The sequence below is a fragment of the Thalassolituus maritimus genome (assembly GCF_900156675.1).
Classification (GTDB): domain Bacteria; phylum Pseudomonadota; class Gammaproteobacteria; order Pseudomonadales; family Oceanobacteraceae; genus Thalassolituus; species Thalassolituus maritimus.
On record NZ_FTOH01000006.1, the window covers coordinates 95004 to 111956 of the forward strand.

Annotated in this window: 14 protein-coding genes; 6 read left to right on the forward strand and 8 right to left on the reverse strand. The window is 48.2% G+C overall.

Going from position 1 to position 16953, the window contains the following annotated elements; all coding sequences use genetic code 11:
* The first annotated feature begins 114 nt into the window (after nucleotides 1-114).
* On the forward strand, nucleotides 115-1545 hold the full coding sequence (locus BW941_RS10605; RefSeq protein ID WP_076515924.1) for a rhomboid family intramembrane serine protease: 1431 nt from the start codon (nucleotides 115-117) through the stop codon (nucleotides 1543-1545).
* Nucleotides 1546-2892, forward strand: a complete 1347-nt coding sequence (locus BW941_RS10610; RefSeq protein ID WP_076515926.1) for a hypothetical protein — start codon at nucleotides 1546-1548, stop codon at nucleotides 2890-2892.
* A gap of 21 nt (nucleotides 2893-2913) precedes the next feature.
* On the opposite strand, the gene BW941_RS10615 is transcribed toward BW941_RS10610, so the two are convergent.
* The 5 genes from BW941_RS10615 to sufB form a co-directional block, all read right to left on the reverse strand.
* On the reverse strand, nucleotides 2914-3273 hold the full coding sequence (locus tag BW941_RS10615; RefSeq protein ID WP_076515929.1) for a HesB/IscA family protein: 360 nt from the start codon (nucleotides 3271-3273) through the stop codon (nucleotides 2914-2916).
* Between the two features lie 12 nt (nucleotides 3274-3285).
* Nucleotides 3286-4509 carry an aminotransferase class V-fold PLP-dependent enzyme gene (locus BW941_RS10620; protein WP_076515931.1) on the reverse strand — a complete coding sequence of 408 codons (1224 nt, stop codon included), beginning with the start codon at nucleotides 4507-4509 and terminating at the stop codon, nucleotides 3286-3288.
* Nucleotides 4510-4511: 2 nt separating this feature from the next.
* Entirely contained in the window at nucleotides 4512-5828 is a 1317-nt protein-coding gene (gene sufD, locus BW941_RS10625; RefSeq protein ID WP_076515933.1) for a Fe-S cluster assembly protein SufD, read from the reverse strand.
* A 1-nt stretch (nucleotide 5829) separates the two neighbouring features.
* On the reverse strand, nucleotides 5830-6591 hold the full coding sequence (sufC, locus tag BW941_RS10630; protein WP_076515936.1) for a Fe-S cluster assembly ATPase SufC: 762 nt from the start codon (nucleotides 6589-6591) through the stop codon (nucleotides 5830-5832).
* Nucleotides 6592-6920: 329 nt separating this feature from the next.
* On the reverse strand, nucleotides 6921-8366 hold the full coding sequence (sufB, locus tag BW941_RS10635; RefSeq protein WP_076515938.1) for a Fe-S cluster assembly protein SufB: 1446 nt from the start codon (nucleotides 8364-8366) through the stop codon (nucleotides 6921-6923).
* A gap of 243 nt (nucleotides 8367-8609) precedes the next feature.
* Here sufB and BW941_RS10640 point away from each other — a divergent pair, with 243 nt between their 5' ends.
* The 3 genes from BW941_RS10640 (at nucleotide 8610) to BW941_RS10650 (ending at nucleotide 13551) form a co-directional block, all read left to right on the forward strand.
* Nucleotides 8610-9077, forward strand: a complete 468-nt coding sequence (locus BW941_RS10640; RefSeq protein WP_076515940.1) for an SUF system Fe-S cluster assembly regulator — start codon at nucleotides 8610-8612, stop codon at nucleotides 9075-9077.
* Nucleotides 9078-9161: 84 nt separating this feature from the next.
* Entirely contained in the window at nucleotides 9162-13325 is a 4164-nt protein-coding gene (locus BW941_RS10645) for a Kelch repeat-containing protein (RefSeq protein WP_076515942.1), read from the forward strand.
* Nucleotides 13318-13551, forward strand: coding sequence for a hypothetical protein (locus BW941_RS10650; RefSeq protein WP_076515945.1), 234 nt, complete (start codon nucleotides 13318-13320; stop codon nucleotides 13549-13551). Before BW941_RS10645 ends, BW941_RS10650 begins: the two co-directional genes overlap by 8 nt.
* A 9-nt stretch (nucleotides 13552-13560) precedes the next feature.
* On the opposite strand, the gene BW941_RS10655 is transcribed toward BW941_RS10650, so the two are convergent.
* From BW941_RS10655 to BW941_RS10665, 3 genes are all read right to left on the reverse strand, one after another.
* Nucleotides 13561-13857 carry a type II toxin-antitoxin system RelE/ParE family toxin gene (locus BW941_RS10655; RefSeq protein ID WP_076515948.1) on the reverse strand — a complete coding sequence of 99 codons (297 nt, stop codon included), beginning with the start codon at nucleotides 13855-13857 and terminating at the stop codon, nucleotides 13561-13563.
* On the reverse strand, nucleotides 13854-14129 hold the full coding sequence (locus BW941_RS10660) for a type II toxin-antitoxin system Phd/YefM family antitoxin (RefSeq protein ID WP_076515950.1): 276 nt from the start codon (nucleotides 14127-14129) through the stop codon (nucleotides 13854-13856). The genes BW941_RS10655 and BW941_RS10660 overlap by 4 nt, the downstream gene beginning before the upstream one ends.
* Before the next feature lie 295 nt (nucleotides 14130-14424).
* Nucleotides 14425-15177: a hypothetical protein gene (locus BW941_RS10665; protein WP_076515953.1), complete on the reverse strand. Its 753-nt coding sequence runs from the start codon at nucleotides 15175-15177 to the stop codon at nucleotides 14425-14427.
* Between the two features lie 456 nt (nucleotides 15178-15633).
* Between BW941_RS10665 and BW941_RS10670 the strand changes: the two genes are divergently transcribed.
* Entirely contained in the window at nucleotides 15634-16917 is a 1284-nt protein-coding gene (locus tag BW941_RS10670; RefSeq protein ID WP_076515955.1) for a sensor domain-containing diguanylate cyclase, read from the forward strand.
* Nucleotides 16918-16953 lie beyond the last annotated feature (36 nt).

Here is a 16953-nt window from a genome sequence, read left to right on the forward strand (position 1 = left end):
GCACACGGGAACTGAGTTTGTAGAGTTGTCCGACGAGGGGAAGCAGTTTAAGCTGGCAGAGTTTACAGGGTGGTGGGCTGGAGCCCTGCCACGAGCGACAAGGACAGCTACTACATGATTATCCTTCCCGTTGAGCGGCGCCTGAACTGGAGTCACCCGCCGATTGTTCTGATCGGTATCATCCTTCTGAATATCCTCGTATTTTTTCTCTATCAGAGCGGCGACACCGAACGTTATATCAAGGCAATTACTGCGTACAACGAGTCGGGGTACCTTGAAGATGAATGGCCACACTACCAGACTTATCTAGAACAACAGGGCGACATTGAGCAACTCGAAGAGCTTCGGTCATACCACGAAGACGACATGATTTTTCCGGTCGCAACTGCGGTTGTGACAGACCGGGGGTTCTATAAATACCTTGAAGCGAACGGCCCCTCGTTGTTTTACCCGAGCTTTTATTACGAGTGGGTGGATCGTCGCTCTGAGATCAATGAGCAGATAGACAGTATTAGTAGTGTGCGTTTTGGTGTGAAGCCGAACGACCTCTCGGTGATTGACCTTTTTATGTATCAGTTTCTCCACGGTGATTTTATGCACCTGATGGGGAACATGATGTTTCTGATGATTTGTGGCTTTGTGGTTGAGGCGGTTCTAGGGCACCTGCCGTTTCTCGGACTGTATCTGCTCGGCGGCATTGTGGCTGGTATTTCACATGCAGCTGTGGATTTCACTTCAGAACAACCTTTGGTGGGTGCTTCGGGCTCATTGTCGGCGGTAATGGCAATGTATCTGATTGTTTATCGATGGCAGACTATTCGCTTCTTTTACTGGTTCTATTTGATCGTTGGTTACTTCAGGGCACCGGCGATGATTCTTCTGCCGGTGTATATCGGCAAAGAGCTGATCAGCTTTTATACAGACCCTGACAGTAACGTCGCCTTTATGGCTCATGCTGGTGGTTTTGTTGCTGGTGCATTGTCTGTTGGGGCGCTGGCTCTGATTCGCCCTGAGTTACTTAAATTCGAATACATCGAAACGCCTGAAGATGATACCGAACCTTATCGCCAGCAACTTGCGGAGATATACGCTGCCATTGAGAAGTATCGCTTTGATACTGCTCAGCATCGTATAGAGCAGGCAATTGCGACCTATGGTGAGGAGTTTGAATTACTGCTACTTCAGTACAACCTGCTTAAATTACGCAGAAATAAGACCTGGCTGGTGAGCCTGAAAAAAGTGCTTCGCTACGAAGGTACTTCAGACGAAGAATTAATCCGTCAACGTGACATATGGGCAGATATCCGGCCTTACCTTAAGCATATTGATTCAGAAACGCTGGCGATCTGTGGCTCAAATTTCTCTCACTTAGAGGATCTCAGTTTCTCAGAAGAGATCTTTTCTCTATTGAAAAAGCGCAACGCAAAATCATCTGAATTAAGCCGGGTGGCGACCAGCCTGGCCAAAGCGCACAGCCGTCAGAACCGGGCAGATAAACAGCAATACTATGTGAGTGTTGCCGAACAACTGGCGATGGGGGCATAAATGAAGTACTGCAAATATCATCCTACAGACGCCGCCACCTGGTACTGTACTCATTGCGACAGTCGGGTATGCGATACCTGCACACAGGAGTCTGAAAGGGGGGAGGACCGCTACTGCTGCAAATGTGGTGCGACGCTCGAGTCACTGGGATCTGCGTACACGGCTGAACCCTTCTGGGAACGCCTCTCTGAAACCTTCCGGTATCCACTGACCGTTCCGGTTATGACTCTGATAGTTGTACTGTCTGCAATCAGCGGTGTTCTGTTCTTTGTACCTATCGTGGGTGCCGTGGCTGGGCTGATCTCGGCGGGTATTCTTACCAAGTACAGCTTTCAATGCCTGGAAGAGACGGCCGCGGGAAATATGTCTCCCCCCGATCTTAGCGAAGCTTTCTCGGGTGGCATCGTGATTATTTTCAAAATGATTGGTTTGATTATCCTGATTACCGCAGGTGGGATCGGCTCATATCATTATCTGGGGGCAGGGATTACCGGGCTACTCGGAGCCTTGGTTGTTCTCAGTATTCCCGCCTTTCTTATTAATTTTGCGTTAACAGATCGCGTACTGGTGTCGTTCGCGCCACAGAATATATTGCGTATCGTCAGTGCTGTGGGCTTACCGTACGGTATTCTGATTGGCCTTCTTTTACTGATGAGTTCGTCTGTTGGTTTGCTTTCTTACATGGTCTTCTCTGGATTCGAGTGGGCGAGCATGATTCTTCAGTCAGTCATTTCTAATTTCTATATGGTGGTTATATTTCACCTCCTCGGCTACGTGGTTTTCCAGTATCAGGAAAAGCTTGGTTTCTACGCACGCGCACAGACAGGAGATGCTCCGGTATACCGCAGCGAAGTAGAGCGCAGCCGTGCGAAGATCAGTGTTCTGATCAAGGAAGGCGACTATGAGGGCGTCAATCGCTTATATAAGAAGACACTGGATCGTAATGGGCTGGACCTGTCGTTCAATGATGAATATTTCGAATTCTTAACGGCTACCGGAAACAAAGAAGATCTGCCTGATTTTGCCGACGACTATATGGCTTACAAGCTACATAAAGGACACCAGGCCCAGCTTAAGAGAATTTATAACCAGACCCGCAGTGTGGTTCCCGACTTTAAACCGACAAGTCACGAAGTTCGTTTCACTCTCGCGCAGGATTACGCATCCTTTGGGGATTACCCAGCCGTAATTCGACTGGTGAATGGTATGCATCAGGACTGCTCAGATAATCAGCTATTGATTAAAGCCTATTCTTTGATGCATGAAGCGTTACAGGCTCTTGAAAAAGAAGAGATGGCATTGCGGTGTAAGAAATTACTTAAACGGCTGGAGGCTCAAGCCGTTTAAGCAGACCAGTTTAATTGAGCTTCAGACGCTGAAACTTTCACCACAGCCACACAGATCTTTGGCGTTCGGGTTGTTGAAGGTAATGGTGCTGTTCAGGCCTTCTTTGGTGAAGTCGATCACTGTGCCACGGACATAGGCACGGGCGTCTGCTGCAACGTAAAGGGTCACGTCGTCGGCTACCTGAATCGCATCGTCTTCTGACTTTTCATCATCAACGAACTCGACATCATATTTAAAGCCTGAACAGCCACTCTTTTTGACTGCAAGGCGAATACCTCTCATGTCTGGGTTTTTGCTCAGCTGCTTACGCACGTGTGCGACTGCTGCCTCCGTCATGGAGACTTCTGCTTTAGCATTTGGATCGTAAGTCTCAATATTCATAGCCGGATCACCTCAGAGTAAAAACATTTTGGCTTTTTCAAGGCCAGCGAACAGGCGCTCAACATCGTCCATAGTGTTATAAAAACTGAACGAGGCACGAACTGTACCCGGCACCTTAAATTGGTTCATCAATGGCATCGCACAGTGGTGGCCAGTACGAACGGCAATACCTTGCTGATCGAGCAGAGTACCGACGTCAGCAGGATGAGCACCATCCAGCAGGAAGCTGAATACGCTCGCTTTATGTGGTGCGGTACCGATTTTACGGATACCGCCAATCTGATCGGCCAGTTCGTTGGCACGCGCGAGCAGGGCATTTTCATGCTGCTCCAGAGCAACACGATCCAGACCATTCAGGTAATTCACCGCGGCGGCTAAACCAATAGCACCGGCAATGTTTGGCGTGCCGGCTTCAAATTTAAAGGGCAGAACATTGTAGGTTGTGCCATCGAAAGAGCAGTGCTCAATCATTTCGCCTCCACCCTGATAGGGCGGCATGGCATTCAGTAATTCTTCTTTGCCGTACAGCACACCGATACCGGTCGGGCCAAACAGCTTATGACCAGAGAAAGCGTAGAAGTCGACACCAAGAGCCTGAACATCAACGTCCCAGTGGGCAACGGCCTGGGCACCATCAACCAGCACTTTGGCACCCACATCGTGAGACATCTTAATAATGTCAGCGACGGGGTTAATGGTACCTAATGCGTTGGACACATGAACAACGCCCACTAATTTCACTTTCTCGTTGAGCATGGAAGTAAATGCGTCCATATCCAACTCGCCGTTATCTTTTACCGGAATAGGGCGAAGAGTTGCACCTGTCTGCTCACACAGCATCTGCCAGGGAACGATGTTGGAATGGTGCTCCATGCCCGTGACCAGTATTTCGTCACCGGCTTTGATATTCTGACGGCCCCAGGTCGCGGCGACCAGATTAATCGACTCGGTTGTGCCACGGGTCCAGACGACTTCTTCTGACTTATTCGCGTTTAAAAATGCCTGCAGGGTTTTGCGTGCGTCTTCAAACTGCTGAGTCGCGCGATCACTAAGGGTGTGAGCGCCGCGGTGGACGTTTGAATTATTCAGGCGATAGTAATCACTCAGCGCATCGATAACGCACCGCGGCTTTTGAGTGGTCGCCCCGTTATCAAGGTAAACCAGTGGCTTGCCGTTCACTTCCTGATGAAGTGCCGGAAATTGTACACGGATGTCGTCAATCAGCGCCTGAGTCATTCTTACAGCTCTCCAGAGAGTTGAGCGGACAGATCGTCATCACGACCGAAGCGTTTTGCCAGCTGTGGGCGTAACCAAAGGCCCAGAGCTTCGTCGTTCAGACTATTCAGAAGTTCGTTAATAAAACCGAAGCTCAGCATGACCTCTGCATCGGCGGCACTGATGCCACGGCTCTGAAGATAGAAACGTTCCTTTTCTTCAAGCTGGGCGACGGTGGCACCGTGAGCGCACTGAACGTCATCTGCGTAGATCTCAAGCTCAGGCTTGGTATTGATCTCGGCGGTGTTTGTCAGCAGCAGGTTTTTGTTGCTCAGCTCTGCCAGTGTTTTCTGGGCATCCGGATGGATATGAATTCGGCCGTTAAAGGTCGCCTTGGCTTTATCGTTCATAATGCCGCGGAACACCTCGTCGGTCGTGCAGTGCGCTACTTTGTGTTCAACGCATGTGTGAAAATCAATGACCTGTTTATTCTGCGGAACGTAGACACCGTTCATTTCGCAGTGCGAACCGCCGACATTATGGTTCACGATAATGTCATTGCGGGTGAGGGCAGAACCCAAACCTAAATGAAAACCTTCGTAACGCGAATCACGCTGCAGGTCGATAAAAGTGCCACCAATATGAAACGCAGACTCTGCCATCAGTTGTAGGCGGTAATGCACCAGTTTTGCGTTATCGCCAACGCGGATTTCAGTCACTGCGTTGGTGAAATTATTCTGCTTACCATCGACAGTATCGTCACCTGCATAGTGCTCGATGACAGTCGCTTCAGAACCCTGCTCGAGAGCGATCAATAAACGGGTATTAACGGTAAACGGTGCATCGCCTGCGGTGTTGGCGTAAACAATGTGCAGCGGGTGCTCGAGACGCTGGTTTTTCTCGATCAGAACAAACAGCCCATCGTTGATGCTGGCATCGTTGAGGTCGGCAAACAAATGTCCACGTTCACCTTTTACATTGCCTAATAGTTCACGAATGGCTTCCTGCTGTTCCGGGCGAGCGTCACGGAAACGAACGACCAGCTCAAGTGCAGCAGCGTCTGATGCGGAAGTATCCAGCTCGCCGTTAGCAACGACAAGGCGATTAGCCTGTAGACCCGGAACAACCGGTGCATGCGCCTGAGCGTGCGGAGCACTGTTGGCAAAACCGATTTCAGTCAGGTTATACAACGAAGTGTATTTCCAGTCTTCGGTTTTACGGGTCGGTAAAGTCGCTTCAGCGAAAGCTTGCTGGCCGCGCTCATTTGTTGATTCGAGCCATGCCAGTGGGCTGATGCCTTTTGCAAGTTCAAGCTGCTGGGCAATAAATTCAGCGGCCATATCACTCAGCTCCGTTTTCGTTACCGTTTTCCAGCCAGCCGTAGCCTTTTTCTTCCAGCTCCAGCGCGAGTTCTTTACCACCGGATTTTACGATGCGGCCATTCGCCAGAACGTGAACATAGTCTGGCACGATGTAGTCGAGCAGACGCTGGTAGTGGGTCACCACAATAAAGCTGCGGTTAGCATCGCGCATTGCGTTTACACCATCAGCGACCACCTGCAGTGCGTCGATATCCAGACCTGAGTCGGTTTCATCAAGAATGCACAGGCTTGGTTCCAGTAACATCATCTGCATGAGTTCGTTGCGCTTCTTCTCACCACCAGAAAAACCTTCGTTAACGCCACGCTTGAGGAAGCTCTGATCGAGGTTTACTGCTTTGCACTTTTCACGAGCAAGTTTTAAAAACTGAACAGAATCTAACGCTGGCTTACCTTGCTGTTCGCGTACGGCGTCCACAGAGGCTTTCAGGAATTCGAGGTTTGATACGCCAGGAATTTCGACCGGATACTGGAATGCCAGAAACAGACCTTCGCGAGCGCGCTCTTCTGGATCAAGATCGAGAATATCTTTGCCATTCAACGTGGCCGAACCACCAGTGACTTCGTAGCCTTCTCGACCCGCCAGTACGTTACCCAGGGTACTTTTACCGGCACCGTTCGGACCCATGATGGCGTGTACTTCACCCGGGCCGATGTTCAGGTTCAGGCCTTTGAGAATGTCTTTTTCTTCAACGCTGGCCTTGAGGTCTTTAATCTCGATCATTTCTTTAACCTTTTGTCTGGTGGCAGACGGTTAGTGTTCAATTTTCAAATTTTGATTTTTCGGTAGATCGGAAGAAGATCGGCTGGTCGCGGTAAATACATCCCTGTACGCTCGGCTGTGCCATCCATGGCACAGACGCCAGCCTTAACTTCTTCCGATCTCCCTCATTATTCATGCACCCAAAAGGGCGTTCTTATGACTACGGTTCTGGACGTTATGAGCGAATGGAATGCAAGGCAAAACCGAGTGAAGAAGCGCAATTTACAAGTAGTAAATGAGCATTCTGAGCGAGGTTTTAACACCGCAATCCAGAGCGCAATAGGCCAGAATTAGCCTACGGAGCCTTCTAGGGATATTTCGAGCAGCTTTCCTGCCTCTACGGCAAACTCCATCGGCAACTCTTTAAATACTTCTTTACAGAACCCGTTAACGATCATGGATACTGCTTTCTCAGTATCGATGCCGCGTTGCTGACACAGGAACAACTGATCATCGCTTACGGTCGATGTCGTTGCTTCGTGTTCTACTACAGCACTTGGGTGCTTGCTCTCAATATATGGGAAGGTATGAGCACCACACTTATCGCCTAAGAGCAGAGAATCGCACTGAGTGAAGTTGCGCGCGCCTTCTGCCATTGGCCCCATACGTACTAAGCCGCGATAAGCATTCTGACTTTTACCCGCAGAAATACCTTTCGAAATAATGGTCGACTTAGTGTTCTTACCCATGTGAATCATCTTGGTGCCGGTGTCGGCTTGCTGATAATTATTGGTCAGGGCAACGGAATAAAATTCGCCAATGCTGTTGTCACCTTTCAGTACACAGCTTGGGTACTTCCAGGTGACGGCAGAACCGGTTTCAACCTGAGTCCAGCTGACTTTAGCGTTGGTGTGTGCGACGGCACGCTTGGTTACGAAGTTGTAGATACCGCCTTTGCCGTTTTCATCGCCTGGGTACCAGTTCTGTACTGTGCTGTATTTGATCTCTGCGCCATCCAGAGCAACCAGTTCAACGACGGCAGCGTGAAGCTGATTTTCATCACGCATGGGTGCAGTACAGCCTTCGAGGTAACTGACGTATGAACCTTCGTCGGCGACAATCAATGTACGTTCAAACTGGCCGGTCATGGCTTCGTTGATACGGAAATACGTAGACAGTTCCATCGGGCAGCGAACGCCTTTCGGGATATAAACAAAGGAACCATCGGAGAACACCGCACAGTTCAGTGCTGCAAAGAAGTTATCACGCTGAGGCACAACAGAGCCCATGTACTTCTTGATCAGCTCTGGATACTCGTGAACGGCTTCTGAAATCGGCATAAAGATAACGCCAGCTTCTTCCAGTTTTTCGCGGAATGTAGTCGCGACGGATACTGAGTCGAATACCGCATCAACCGCAACACCGGCAAGTGCCATTTGCTCGTGCAGAGGGATACCCAACTTGTTGTAGGTTTCCAGCAGCTCTGGGTCGACTTCATCAAGCGACTTCGGCTTGTCTTCCATGCTCTTAGGCGCAGAGTAGTAAGACACGCCCTGATAATCGATTTCAGGGTAACCCAAGTGCGCCCAGTCAGGCTCTTCCATCGTCAGCCATTCGCGATATGCTTTTAAGCGCCACTCTGTCAGCCACTCTGGCTCACCTTTTTTAGCCGAAATAAAGCGCACCACATCTTCATCCAGCCCCGGTGGCAGGGTCTCGGACTCAATGTTGGTGACGAAGCCGGCTTTGTATTCACGGGCTTTGATCTGGCTTTCAATTTCAGCGTTGGTGGCCATAGCTACTTCTCTCGCGTCGCATCATAGGTGCATCGGGTACATCGTTATCGAGCGGCAGTTTATCAGAACTGGCGTCAATAACTGAGTATTTTACTCAGGTACTCTCTGTCTGTACAGAAAGAATACCAAGTTGGTATGCTTTGTGTCAGGATTGTATCAAAGCCCATGAATGCTGACGAATCGACAATGATTCTCAATCGGGTTCTAAGAAAAACACGGCGGCCTGATCCACAGGAAAGACAGATGCTCAGAATCGGCAAACTGACAGATTACGGAATCGTGGTGCTCAATCATCTGGCGGCGCAGGGTGCGGTTCAGCAGTCGGTGGATGACCTCTCATCGACCACTGGGCTCAACGTTCCGACCGTACGCAAAGTGATGAAGGCACTGGTCGACAGCGGCCTTGTAATTGCACGCCGTGGTGCGAAAGGCGGTTATCGCATCGCCCGACCACCGGCGCAGATTAGCGTACGTGATGTAGTTGAAGCCTTTGAAGGCCCGATTGCACTAACCGAGTGCTCGCAGGATCATCATGTCTGCGATATCACTGACACCTGCAACCTGTCTGACGGCTGGGGTGGCATCAACCAGCTCGTTATGCAAATGATGGGGCGCATCTCTCTCGAAGACGTCCGTAACCCCCAGATCGTCGATCAGTTGTACCGGCAGTTGCTGGATGACGGGCCGAGGATTCAGTTGGTGAATTTGTAGTTTTAGTATTCTTTGAGTGGTAGGTTTAGGTGCTTATCCGGACTTTCGAAATGTTAGCGTTTTAACAGGGATTGTTTTGTACCTATGAAATATCTTCAATCGCTCGCTCTTTTGGGTTTATTAGCCCTTGTTTCAGTTTCTGTATATTCAAATGGTTCTGAAGAGATATCATTGGATGTTTCGGTTGGTGAGAGCAATACGCAGCTGAGCTTTGACCAAATAGCTACTGGCTACACATTAACAGGTAGTAATCAGAGCGATTGTAACTTTGATGGGCCAGATTTATGTGAAGGTATGTGGTCATCACAAATCTTGACGGAAAGCCCTGTTATCGACGAAGTAACAACTCTTGATAATCCAGGCTATTTTCAGCTAACTGACGATAGCGGGGCAGTCAATTTTTCAATTGCAAAGCGTGAAGTACCGGAAAGTGAAGGCTTTGTCGTAGTCGAGTTTCTCAATAAGTTGTGGTTTCTAGGCGGTAGATACCCTAATCGCGACGAAACAAGTACTACAATATGGTCCTCTACTGATGGTTGGTCATGGATTGAAGAATACGTCGCCGATACTTTGTTTCCGAGGACTTCATTTAATGCGGTAGTATTTAAAGGGCAGCTCTGGGTAATAGGGGGATTGAATGTAAATTACCTTTCGGCGCGGGATGTATGGAAATCCTCTGACGGAATAGCCTGGGATCTGGTTACTGAAGATGCCGGGTTTGTTCCAGGAAAAGTAGTCGCCTTTAAAGATCGTTTATGGTCTATCGGTGGATGGGAAAAAACTTCTGATACCAATGGGATAATAACAGATATCTGGTCCTCTGCCGATGGCATAAATTGGCGGCGGGAGTTATCGGGGGCAGAGTTTCTGAATCGCAATAAGTTTGAAGTTGCAGTTTATCAGGGGCGGATTTGGTTAACAGGAGGTGGAGTAAGTAGATGCCCCTCGTCTTCAAACTACTCGGATACGTGGTACACAGAAGATGGGATCTCTTGGCACGAAGCTGCAGACATTGCGGGCTATCCTTCACGCTGCGGTCATAGGATGTTAACCCATAATGGGCAACTCTATATCGTTGGTGGTGCTAGTTCGAACAAATACTTAAACGATGTTTGGGTATTCGATTCAGAAAATGGATGGCTACAAGCAACGGGCGATGCTGGGTATATGGAACGCTTGGGTAGCCAAGTTTTGTCATACAAAGGGAAACTATGGACTTTTGGAGGCAAGGATCGGGCATCAATTCGTCATTCTGATATCTGGTCTTCAGGCGACGGGATTGAATGGAAATCCGATGAATTATTACGCTTTCCGCTAAGATACGATCACCAGTCAATATCATTCAAAGATCGGCTCTGGGTTATCGGGGGGCAGGATTTCACCGAATACTGGCATAATGCTATCGTCACTGGACTATATGATAGTGTTAAGAGCGATATCTGGTCTTCAGTTGAAGGATTTAACTGGGTTCTTGAAATGGATAAGCCGGTCTTCTCTGATCGATACGGGCATCAAGTAGTTGAGTTTCAGGACTCGCTTTGGTTGATTGGTGGAAAAGAAGGTCGGGTCAAAGTGCTGACCGCTGGTGCTCCTCTCAATGATATCTGGAGATCAGATAACGGAGTAGATTGGGCTTTGGTAACCGAATCTGCAGACTTTCCAGCAGTGTCAGGCCATCAGGTAGCGAAATTCAAAGATGCTCTTTGGATGACTGGAGGTAAACCTGAGAGTAGTAGCTTTTCTGGGGGGATTTGGAATTCCCAAAATGGAATTGACTGGAATTATCTCGAGGCCAATAAGGATTTTTCAACAAGATTCAACCACAAAATGGTTGTTTTTAATAATAAGCTTTTCCTGATTGGGGGGTACGAGATAGACCCAGAAACGGGTAGTTCTTACCTAAATGATATCTGGTCCTCGGAAGATGGAATAAATTGGACTCTTGAACGGGAAGACGGAGGTTTTCCAGGTACGTACTCACATGAGGTCGTGAGTTTCAATAATAGGCTTTGGCTATATGGTGGCATCTCGGGTTCGATTAATGAGGCGATTTGGTCTTCTGATAATGGTGTTGATTGGATCAAGGAACGAGAGAATACCCCATTTGGGAAGGTTTTTGGTGCTCAGATTACCGCCCATGGGGACTCTCTTATTTTAACTGGAGGCAGAGGTGAATACCGGGAGAATAAGTACGTCTGGTCCAGTCAAGATGGTATAAGTTGGAAAAGGATTTACTCGACTTCCTTGCCGCAGATGCGACCCCGATCAACCGTTTCTTCAAATGTCAACGGAGGCGGATACGTATATCCTCACCTTGATCAGGTTATTGACTATTCGATGCCTACAGAGTTTGTCATTAATGCAGAAGAAGGCAATCATTTAGTCTTGGTTGAAGGATGTGGAGGGACTCTTTTCGGAGATAGATTCTTTATTCCTTCAGTAATTGAGGATTGTGTTGTTGACGTTCTTTTCGAGCAAATAGAGTTCGATGTATCAACAGTAGTGTCAGATGGTGGGAACATAGCCCCAATGGGGCCTGTAAGTGTAGAGTTTGGAGGCACAGCGACCTTTGACATTAGCCCATTAGATGCCTTTGAGATATCAAGCGTAGAGGGTTGTGGTGGTGTGCTTGTGGGGCATCAGTACATTACTGGAATAGTGACTGACGCTTGCCAAATAGATGTTGATTTTATGCTTCGCGAGTATGTTGTTGATGTTGTTGTTGGAGCTGGGGGAGCCATATCGGGTAGTCACCTCTTCAAGATTGACCATGGTGACTTTGTTACTTTTACTATTACTCCTGATGAGGGGTACACCTTAGACAAAGTGTCTGGCTGTAATGGAAGTCTCGTAAATGACGTATATACGACAGATGTTATAACGGGTGAATGCTCCATTTATGTCGACTTTCAAAAGATACGGTATAACGTCGAAGCTGTTTCTAGCGATGGGGGGCTTATAGAACCTTCTGGAATAACACAAGTCATGTATGGGGATAACGCGAACTTTATTATAACTCCTGAGCGTGGATTTGAGTTGACTGGTATAACAGGATGTCCCGGTCAGATTGTTGAAGATACTTTCGTGACATCAGAAATTTATTCTGATTGTAAGGTGATTCCAAATTTTGAACTGAAACGATATTCCATTGAATCAATCGCAGGTGTAGGTGGAAGGGTCTTACCAGAGCTTGCAACTTCTGTTCGCCACGGCGAAAAGTATAGTGTTTCGATAAAACCCGATCCGGGCTATCAAATTGATACTATCTCGGGCTGCATTGGCTCTATCGAAGGTGACACATTTACAATACCTTCAGTCGAAGCAGATTGTATATTGACGGCTTCTTTTTCACGGCTGGATATAGAGATAGTTACTGCGGTGACAGCTGGAGGTCGATTAACGCCAACAGGGCCATTTTATGTCCCTTATGGGACTGATTTCAGCATCCTGGTCGTTCCAGATTTTGGTTACCGGCTGGATAGTATAACTGGATGTCTGGGAGCTTTAAACGAAGGGCGTTTTGATCTTGAAAACGTGGTCGATGATTGCTGGATCAATGCAAGTTTTACACCCGTAGAATATGTAGTGTCTGTTGAGCTCTTTAAAGACGGAGAGAAGTTCGACACGCTGATCTTTGATGGCTTCTATGGCGTATCATCGGAAATTGATATTCCTGATATCGATGGATACGAATTTGTCAGTGTGCAGGGGTGCGATGGAGAAGTAAGCGGTACTAGCTATGTAACGGCTGCCTTAACTCAAAATTGCGTAGTAAGACTGTATTTCGCTAGAAAAAAGCATTTGCTAACAATTGAAGTCGTTGGTTCTGGGACAGTTTCAGTTGAGGATGTTTTAGCGGTCAGTGATGGTGATTCATTAGATATCGCTTTGTCGCCTGATTCTGGTTATTCAATAGGTCGGATTTCGGGGTGTTTGAGTAGCTTGTCTGAAAGTATTTTATCGGTAGGGCCTATTACAGAATCTTGCCTCTTAGTGATCGAGTTTGCCTCTTCGGAGAGGGCGAATGGAGTTGCAGAAGAAGATAGTTTAGAGGCAAGCGAGCCTTTGTCCTCAGGTGATTCGAATGATGAATCAGGTAGGGAGTCAGGTAGTGGTGCTTTTGACCATTTAGCGTTGCTGTTAGTAAGCTTCATATTATTTTTTATCCGTTGGACCCCCTACTATCATAGGAACCGCAACGTTCTTAATAGTCAGAGACTAGTTGGAGTTGGTGGGGGATGTGGTTGAAGCCTTTGAAGGCCCGATCGCCCTTACTGAATGTTCGCAGGATCACAACGTGTGTGACATTACTGACACCTGCAATCTTTCTGACGGCTGGGGTGGGATAAACCAGCTGATTATGCAGATGATGGGGCGCATTTCTCTCGAAGACGTCCGCAATCCTCAGATCGTCGATAAGTTGTACCGGCAGTTGCTGGATGACGGGCCAAGGATTCAGTTGGTGAATCTTTGAGGCGTATCTTCAAAGAACTCTGTTGTGGCGGCTGTGACGGATATGCAGAATATGCACATCATCGCCTTCAATACAAAACAATACCCGGTAGCGGCCGACTATTAAGTGCCGGATGCCGCGTTGGATATCCTGATCTTCCGGCGCAATAGGGCATCGCTGTGCCAATTTGTCGAGAGACTCAATCGCTGATATCAAAGACAGATACCATTGAACTGCGTTTTGATGGGATTCTTCGGCAATTTGCTGAAAGCGCTGTGTAAGATCGGCTTCGGCAGTTGGCTTGATCTTGACTGTATAGCCCTTCACCGCTCAATACCTAGCTTACCCTCAAACTCTTTCTTGAAGTCATCCAGAGAGCGACTCTCCTCGCTGAGTGCTTTGCGAATCGTTTGAATGCTCTCGGCGTACTCGGCGAGTTCTGCCATGCGCTCGTATGATTCGGCATCCTGTATGACCACGGCCGCTTTGCCATTCACGGTGAGAATCTCAGGGCGCTTAGAGTCAGCCAGGCGCTTAATGTGCTCAGCGGGCTTGCGGCTGAATTCGGTCACTGTGTGGATATCTGTGCTTTTAAACATAGTCGCTACACCTCAAAGCAGATTAAAAGCATATTATGATCTGTTTTTGATGTGTTTCAAGTGGCTTCAGAGCGCAAAACGTTTTGTATACAGGGCGTCGGAAGAACCACGTTAAATGTAGGGTACACATGTTTATGGCGGTATTTTGAATACGTCGGAGCGCTGAATGCAGGTGGTGTAGAACTTGAATCTGAAGCTGTCTCAGCTATCGATTCGCTATGGGGGAATAATAGAAGCTCAAACTGGCTTGTGAGGGGCTGACACAGCTCTTCCTTAAATATTTACTTTCTGGTGATTAGGGGGTCGGCCTAGTGTTAGTAAGGTGTTCGTTAAGCATCAGATATTCGTAGGTTGGATTCTTGTATGGATCATTTGCTCTCAAAGTAAGCTGACTGGTCAGAATCTGATTGGCATCCGCCCCATTTGTTGAATTTAGAAATTCACCAAAGTGAACAATCTGATCAAAATTAGCCTCAGTAAGATCGTATCGCCCTAAATTGGTGGAGTACATATCAGACCCCCGTTCCGACTCAACAAGTGTGATCATTGATGATTTCAGTTCTGCTAACGTTTCCTTCAAGCCAGTATATTGAAGCCGATCCTGTAACCAGTTGACGTCCTCATCAGTCAGGTCACCATTATGCAGAATAACAATGTCATCCCGTGCATTTAGTGAGAAATCCCATTTCTTATTCATCAGTTCAGGGCGTTCTTGTGCAATATCATTGGATACTTGAGAAAATTGATCTTTAGCAGTCTTCGATAGCACAATATTCTGAATATAAGAATCTAATGCCTGAGTTGCTTCATGACTTCTCTCCTCTTGTGCAGCAAGAAAGCCTTTTGGGTTATACCCTATAATCTCGACCGTCATCTCATCTGGTGATAAGACTTGCAAATCAGGTTGTTTTTCCTTCGGGGAGATAAAGCTATTATTAGTATCGTAGGTCGAGTTTGTTGCGCTATACAAAACGTCAGAAGAGTCATGCTTATCTGTTGAAAATTTGGCGCTATTAGTACTGATAGTGGGTAGAGCATTAATATCCATATTGATAGCCTATTTCTCTTAGCGTGATACAGGTTATCGGCAGCTCAACATGTAGCTTTAGTGTAACCGTACCTTGATTAGGACAGCTGACTATCACTGTATTTCCAGCTGTGCCCGTCGGGACTTTCCGTGCAGTAAATAGACTGCGACCAGCTAAAACTATGAGCAGTATCATGGTTAGTGGGAAGAGGGATTGCTGGCGTTACCTCAGGCCTTGCTATTCATACCCAGGCGTGCGCCCACATGAAAATCACCATCATACTTCAAGCAAGTGTGCGGAATTGAGTTAGGCAATCTGGGCCACGGAGAGCCTTTGTGGGAGCTGAGTCAATACCAGTAAGACAGACTCCTGCTATAATTAAATATATTCGTTTTCTACATCCATCTCACAGCGGACTTGTGAGCCTGAACTAGTATAGGAAGGTACTTTCAGCGTCATCGAGGCCGTTTTAAACCGTGGTAAATCTCAGTCAGTATGGTCACCTGGTTCACATCGAGACCATTGAGGAATTTAAGCTTTATGAACTGATACCCAATGTTGTTTGGGTGTTTGATATTGATAAGCATGGTTGGTGGTGGGGTAATTCAGCTGCGGTAACCTTCTGGGGGCTGGATTCGTTACAAGCGCTGATCGACAAAGATCTGTCAGGTGATACTCAGGGCGCGCGTGACCGTACGCTGCAAACCTTTGAACTCGCGGTGCGCGAGGGCCTAACGGTTGACCCTTGGACAACCTATCCGAATGGTAAACCTAAGACGTTGTTGATGATGCACCGGGCAGTGCTGTTGGGGCCAGACCGCCATCGGGGCATCATTGCCTACATCAATGAACAGGTGAACATGGGGGAGCAGCCCGAAAATCTGCTCTTGATGGAGGCGATGCGCTATACGCGGGTGCCTGCAACTACCTTCACCCTGGATGGTACACCCGTGGTAGAAAACCCTGCGGCGACCGATGCTTATAACTATATCCATGGCCAGTCTCTGGCAGCAGATATCTCTCCTTTTGTTGCCCGCTTTGCAGACCCAGCTGACGGACAAACCTGTCTCAAGCGGGTGCAGGCAGGAGAAGAAGGCCGCTGGGACTACATCATGCAAACCGCCAATGGGCCGCGCCGCCATAGCCTGGACATTCGCCGTACCCGCCATCCATTGAACGGGGATTTCCTGTTTCTGGTGGTCGAGTATGATTTCACCGAATTGTACGAGGCGTTGGAGGAAGTCGAGTCAGCGCGCTCCAGACTGCATGATATTGCGATGAAGGATGCTCTTACGGGTGTACATAGCCTGCACTACATGCAGGAGGCCGCCGACGCTGAACTCGCTCATGCCGCCCTTAATAAACAGCCACTCTGGCTGATGTTCATTGACCTGGATGGCTTCAAAGCAATCAACGACAACTTCAGCCACAGTGCCGGTGATGAGGTGTTGCGTGAAGTGGCCGGACGCTTACAGGACGTTATTTGTGAGAGCGACCTGCTAGCCAGGATTGGTGGAGACGAGTATGTACTGCTATCTCACGCCAGCTCGAGAGCAGATTCTGAAGGAATGGCCCTGCGTATTCTGGATTGCCTGAAAGAGCCAATATCGGTTGAGGGCGCCAAGGCTCGCGTCAGCGCCAGTATCGGCATTGCTGGCTTCCCTGACGATGGGGAGGATCTCGAGTCACTGCTGAAAGCCGCAGATGCCGCCATGTACCGGGTAAAGAAGGAAGGTAAGAACGGTTTTACCTTCGCGTAACCCCGAGATTAATCCCGCCTGATAAAACGGACACTC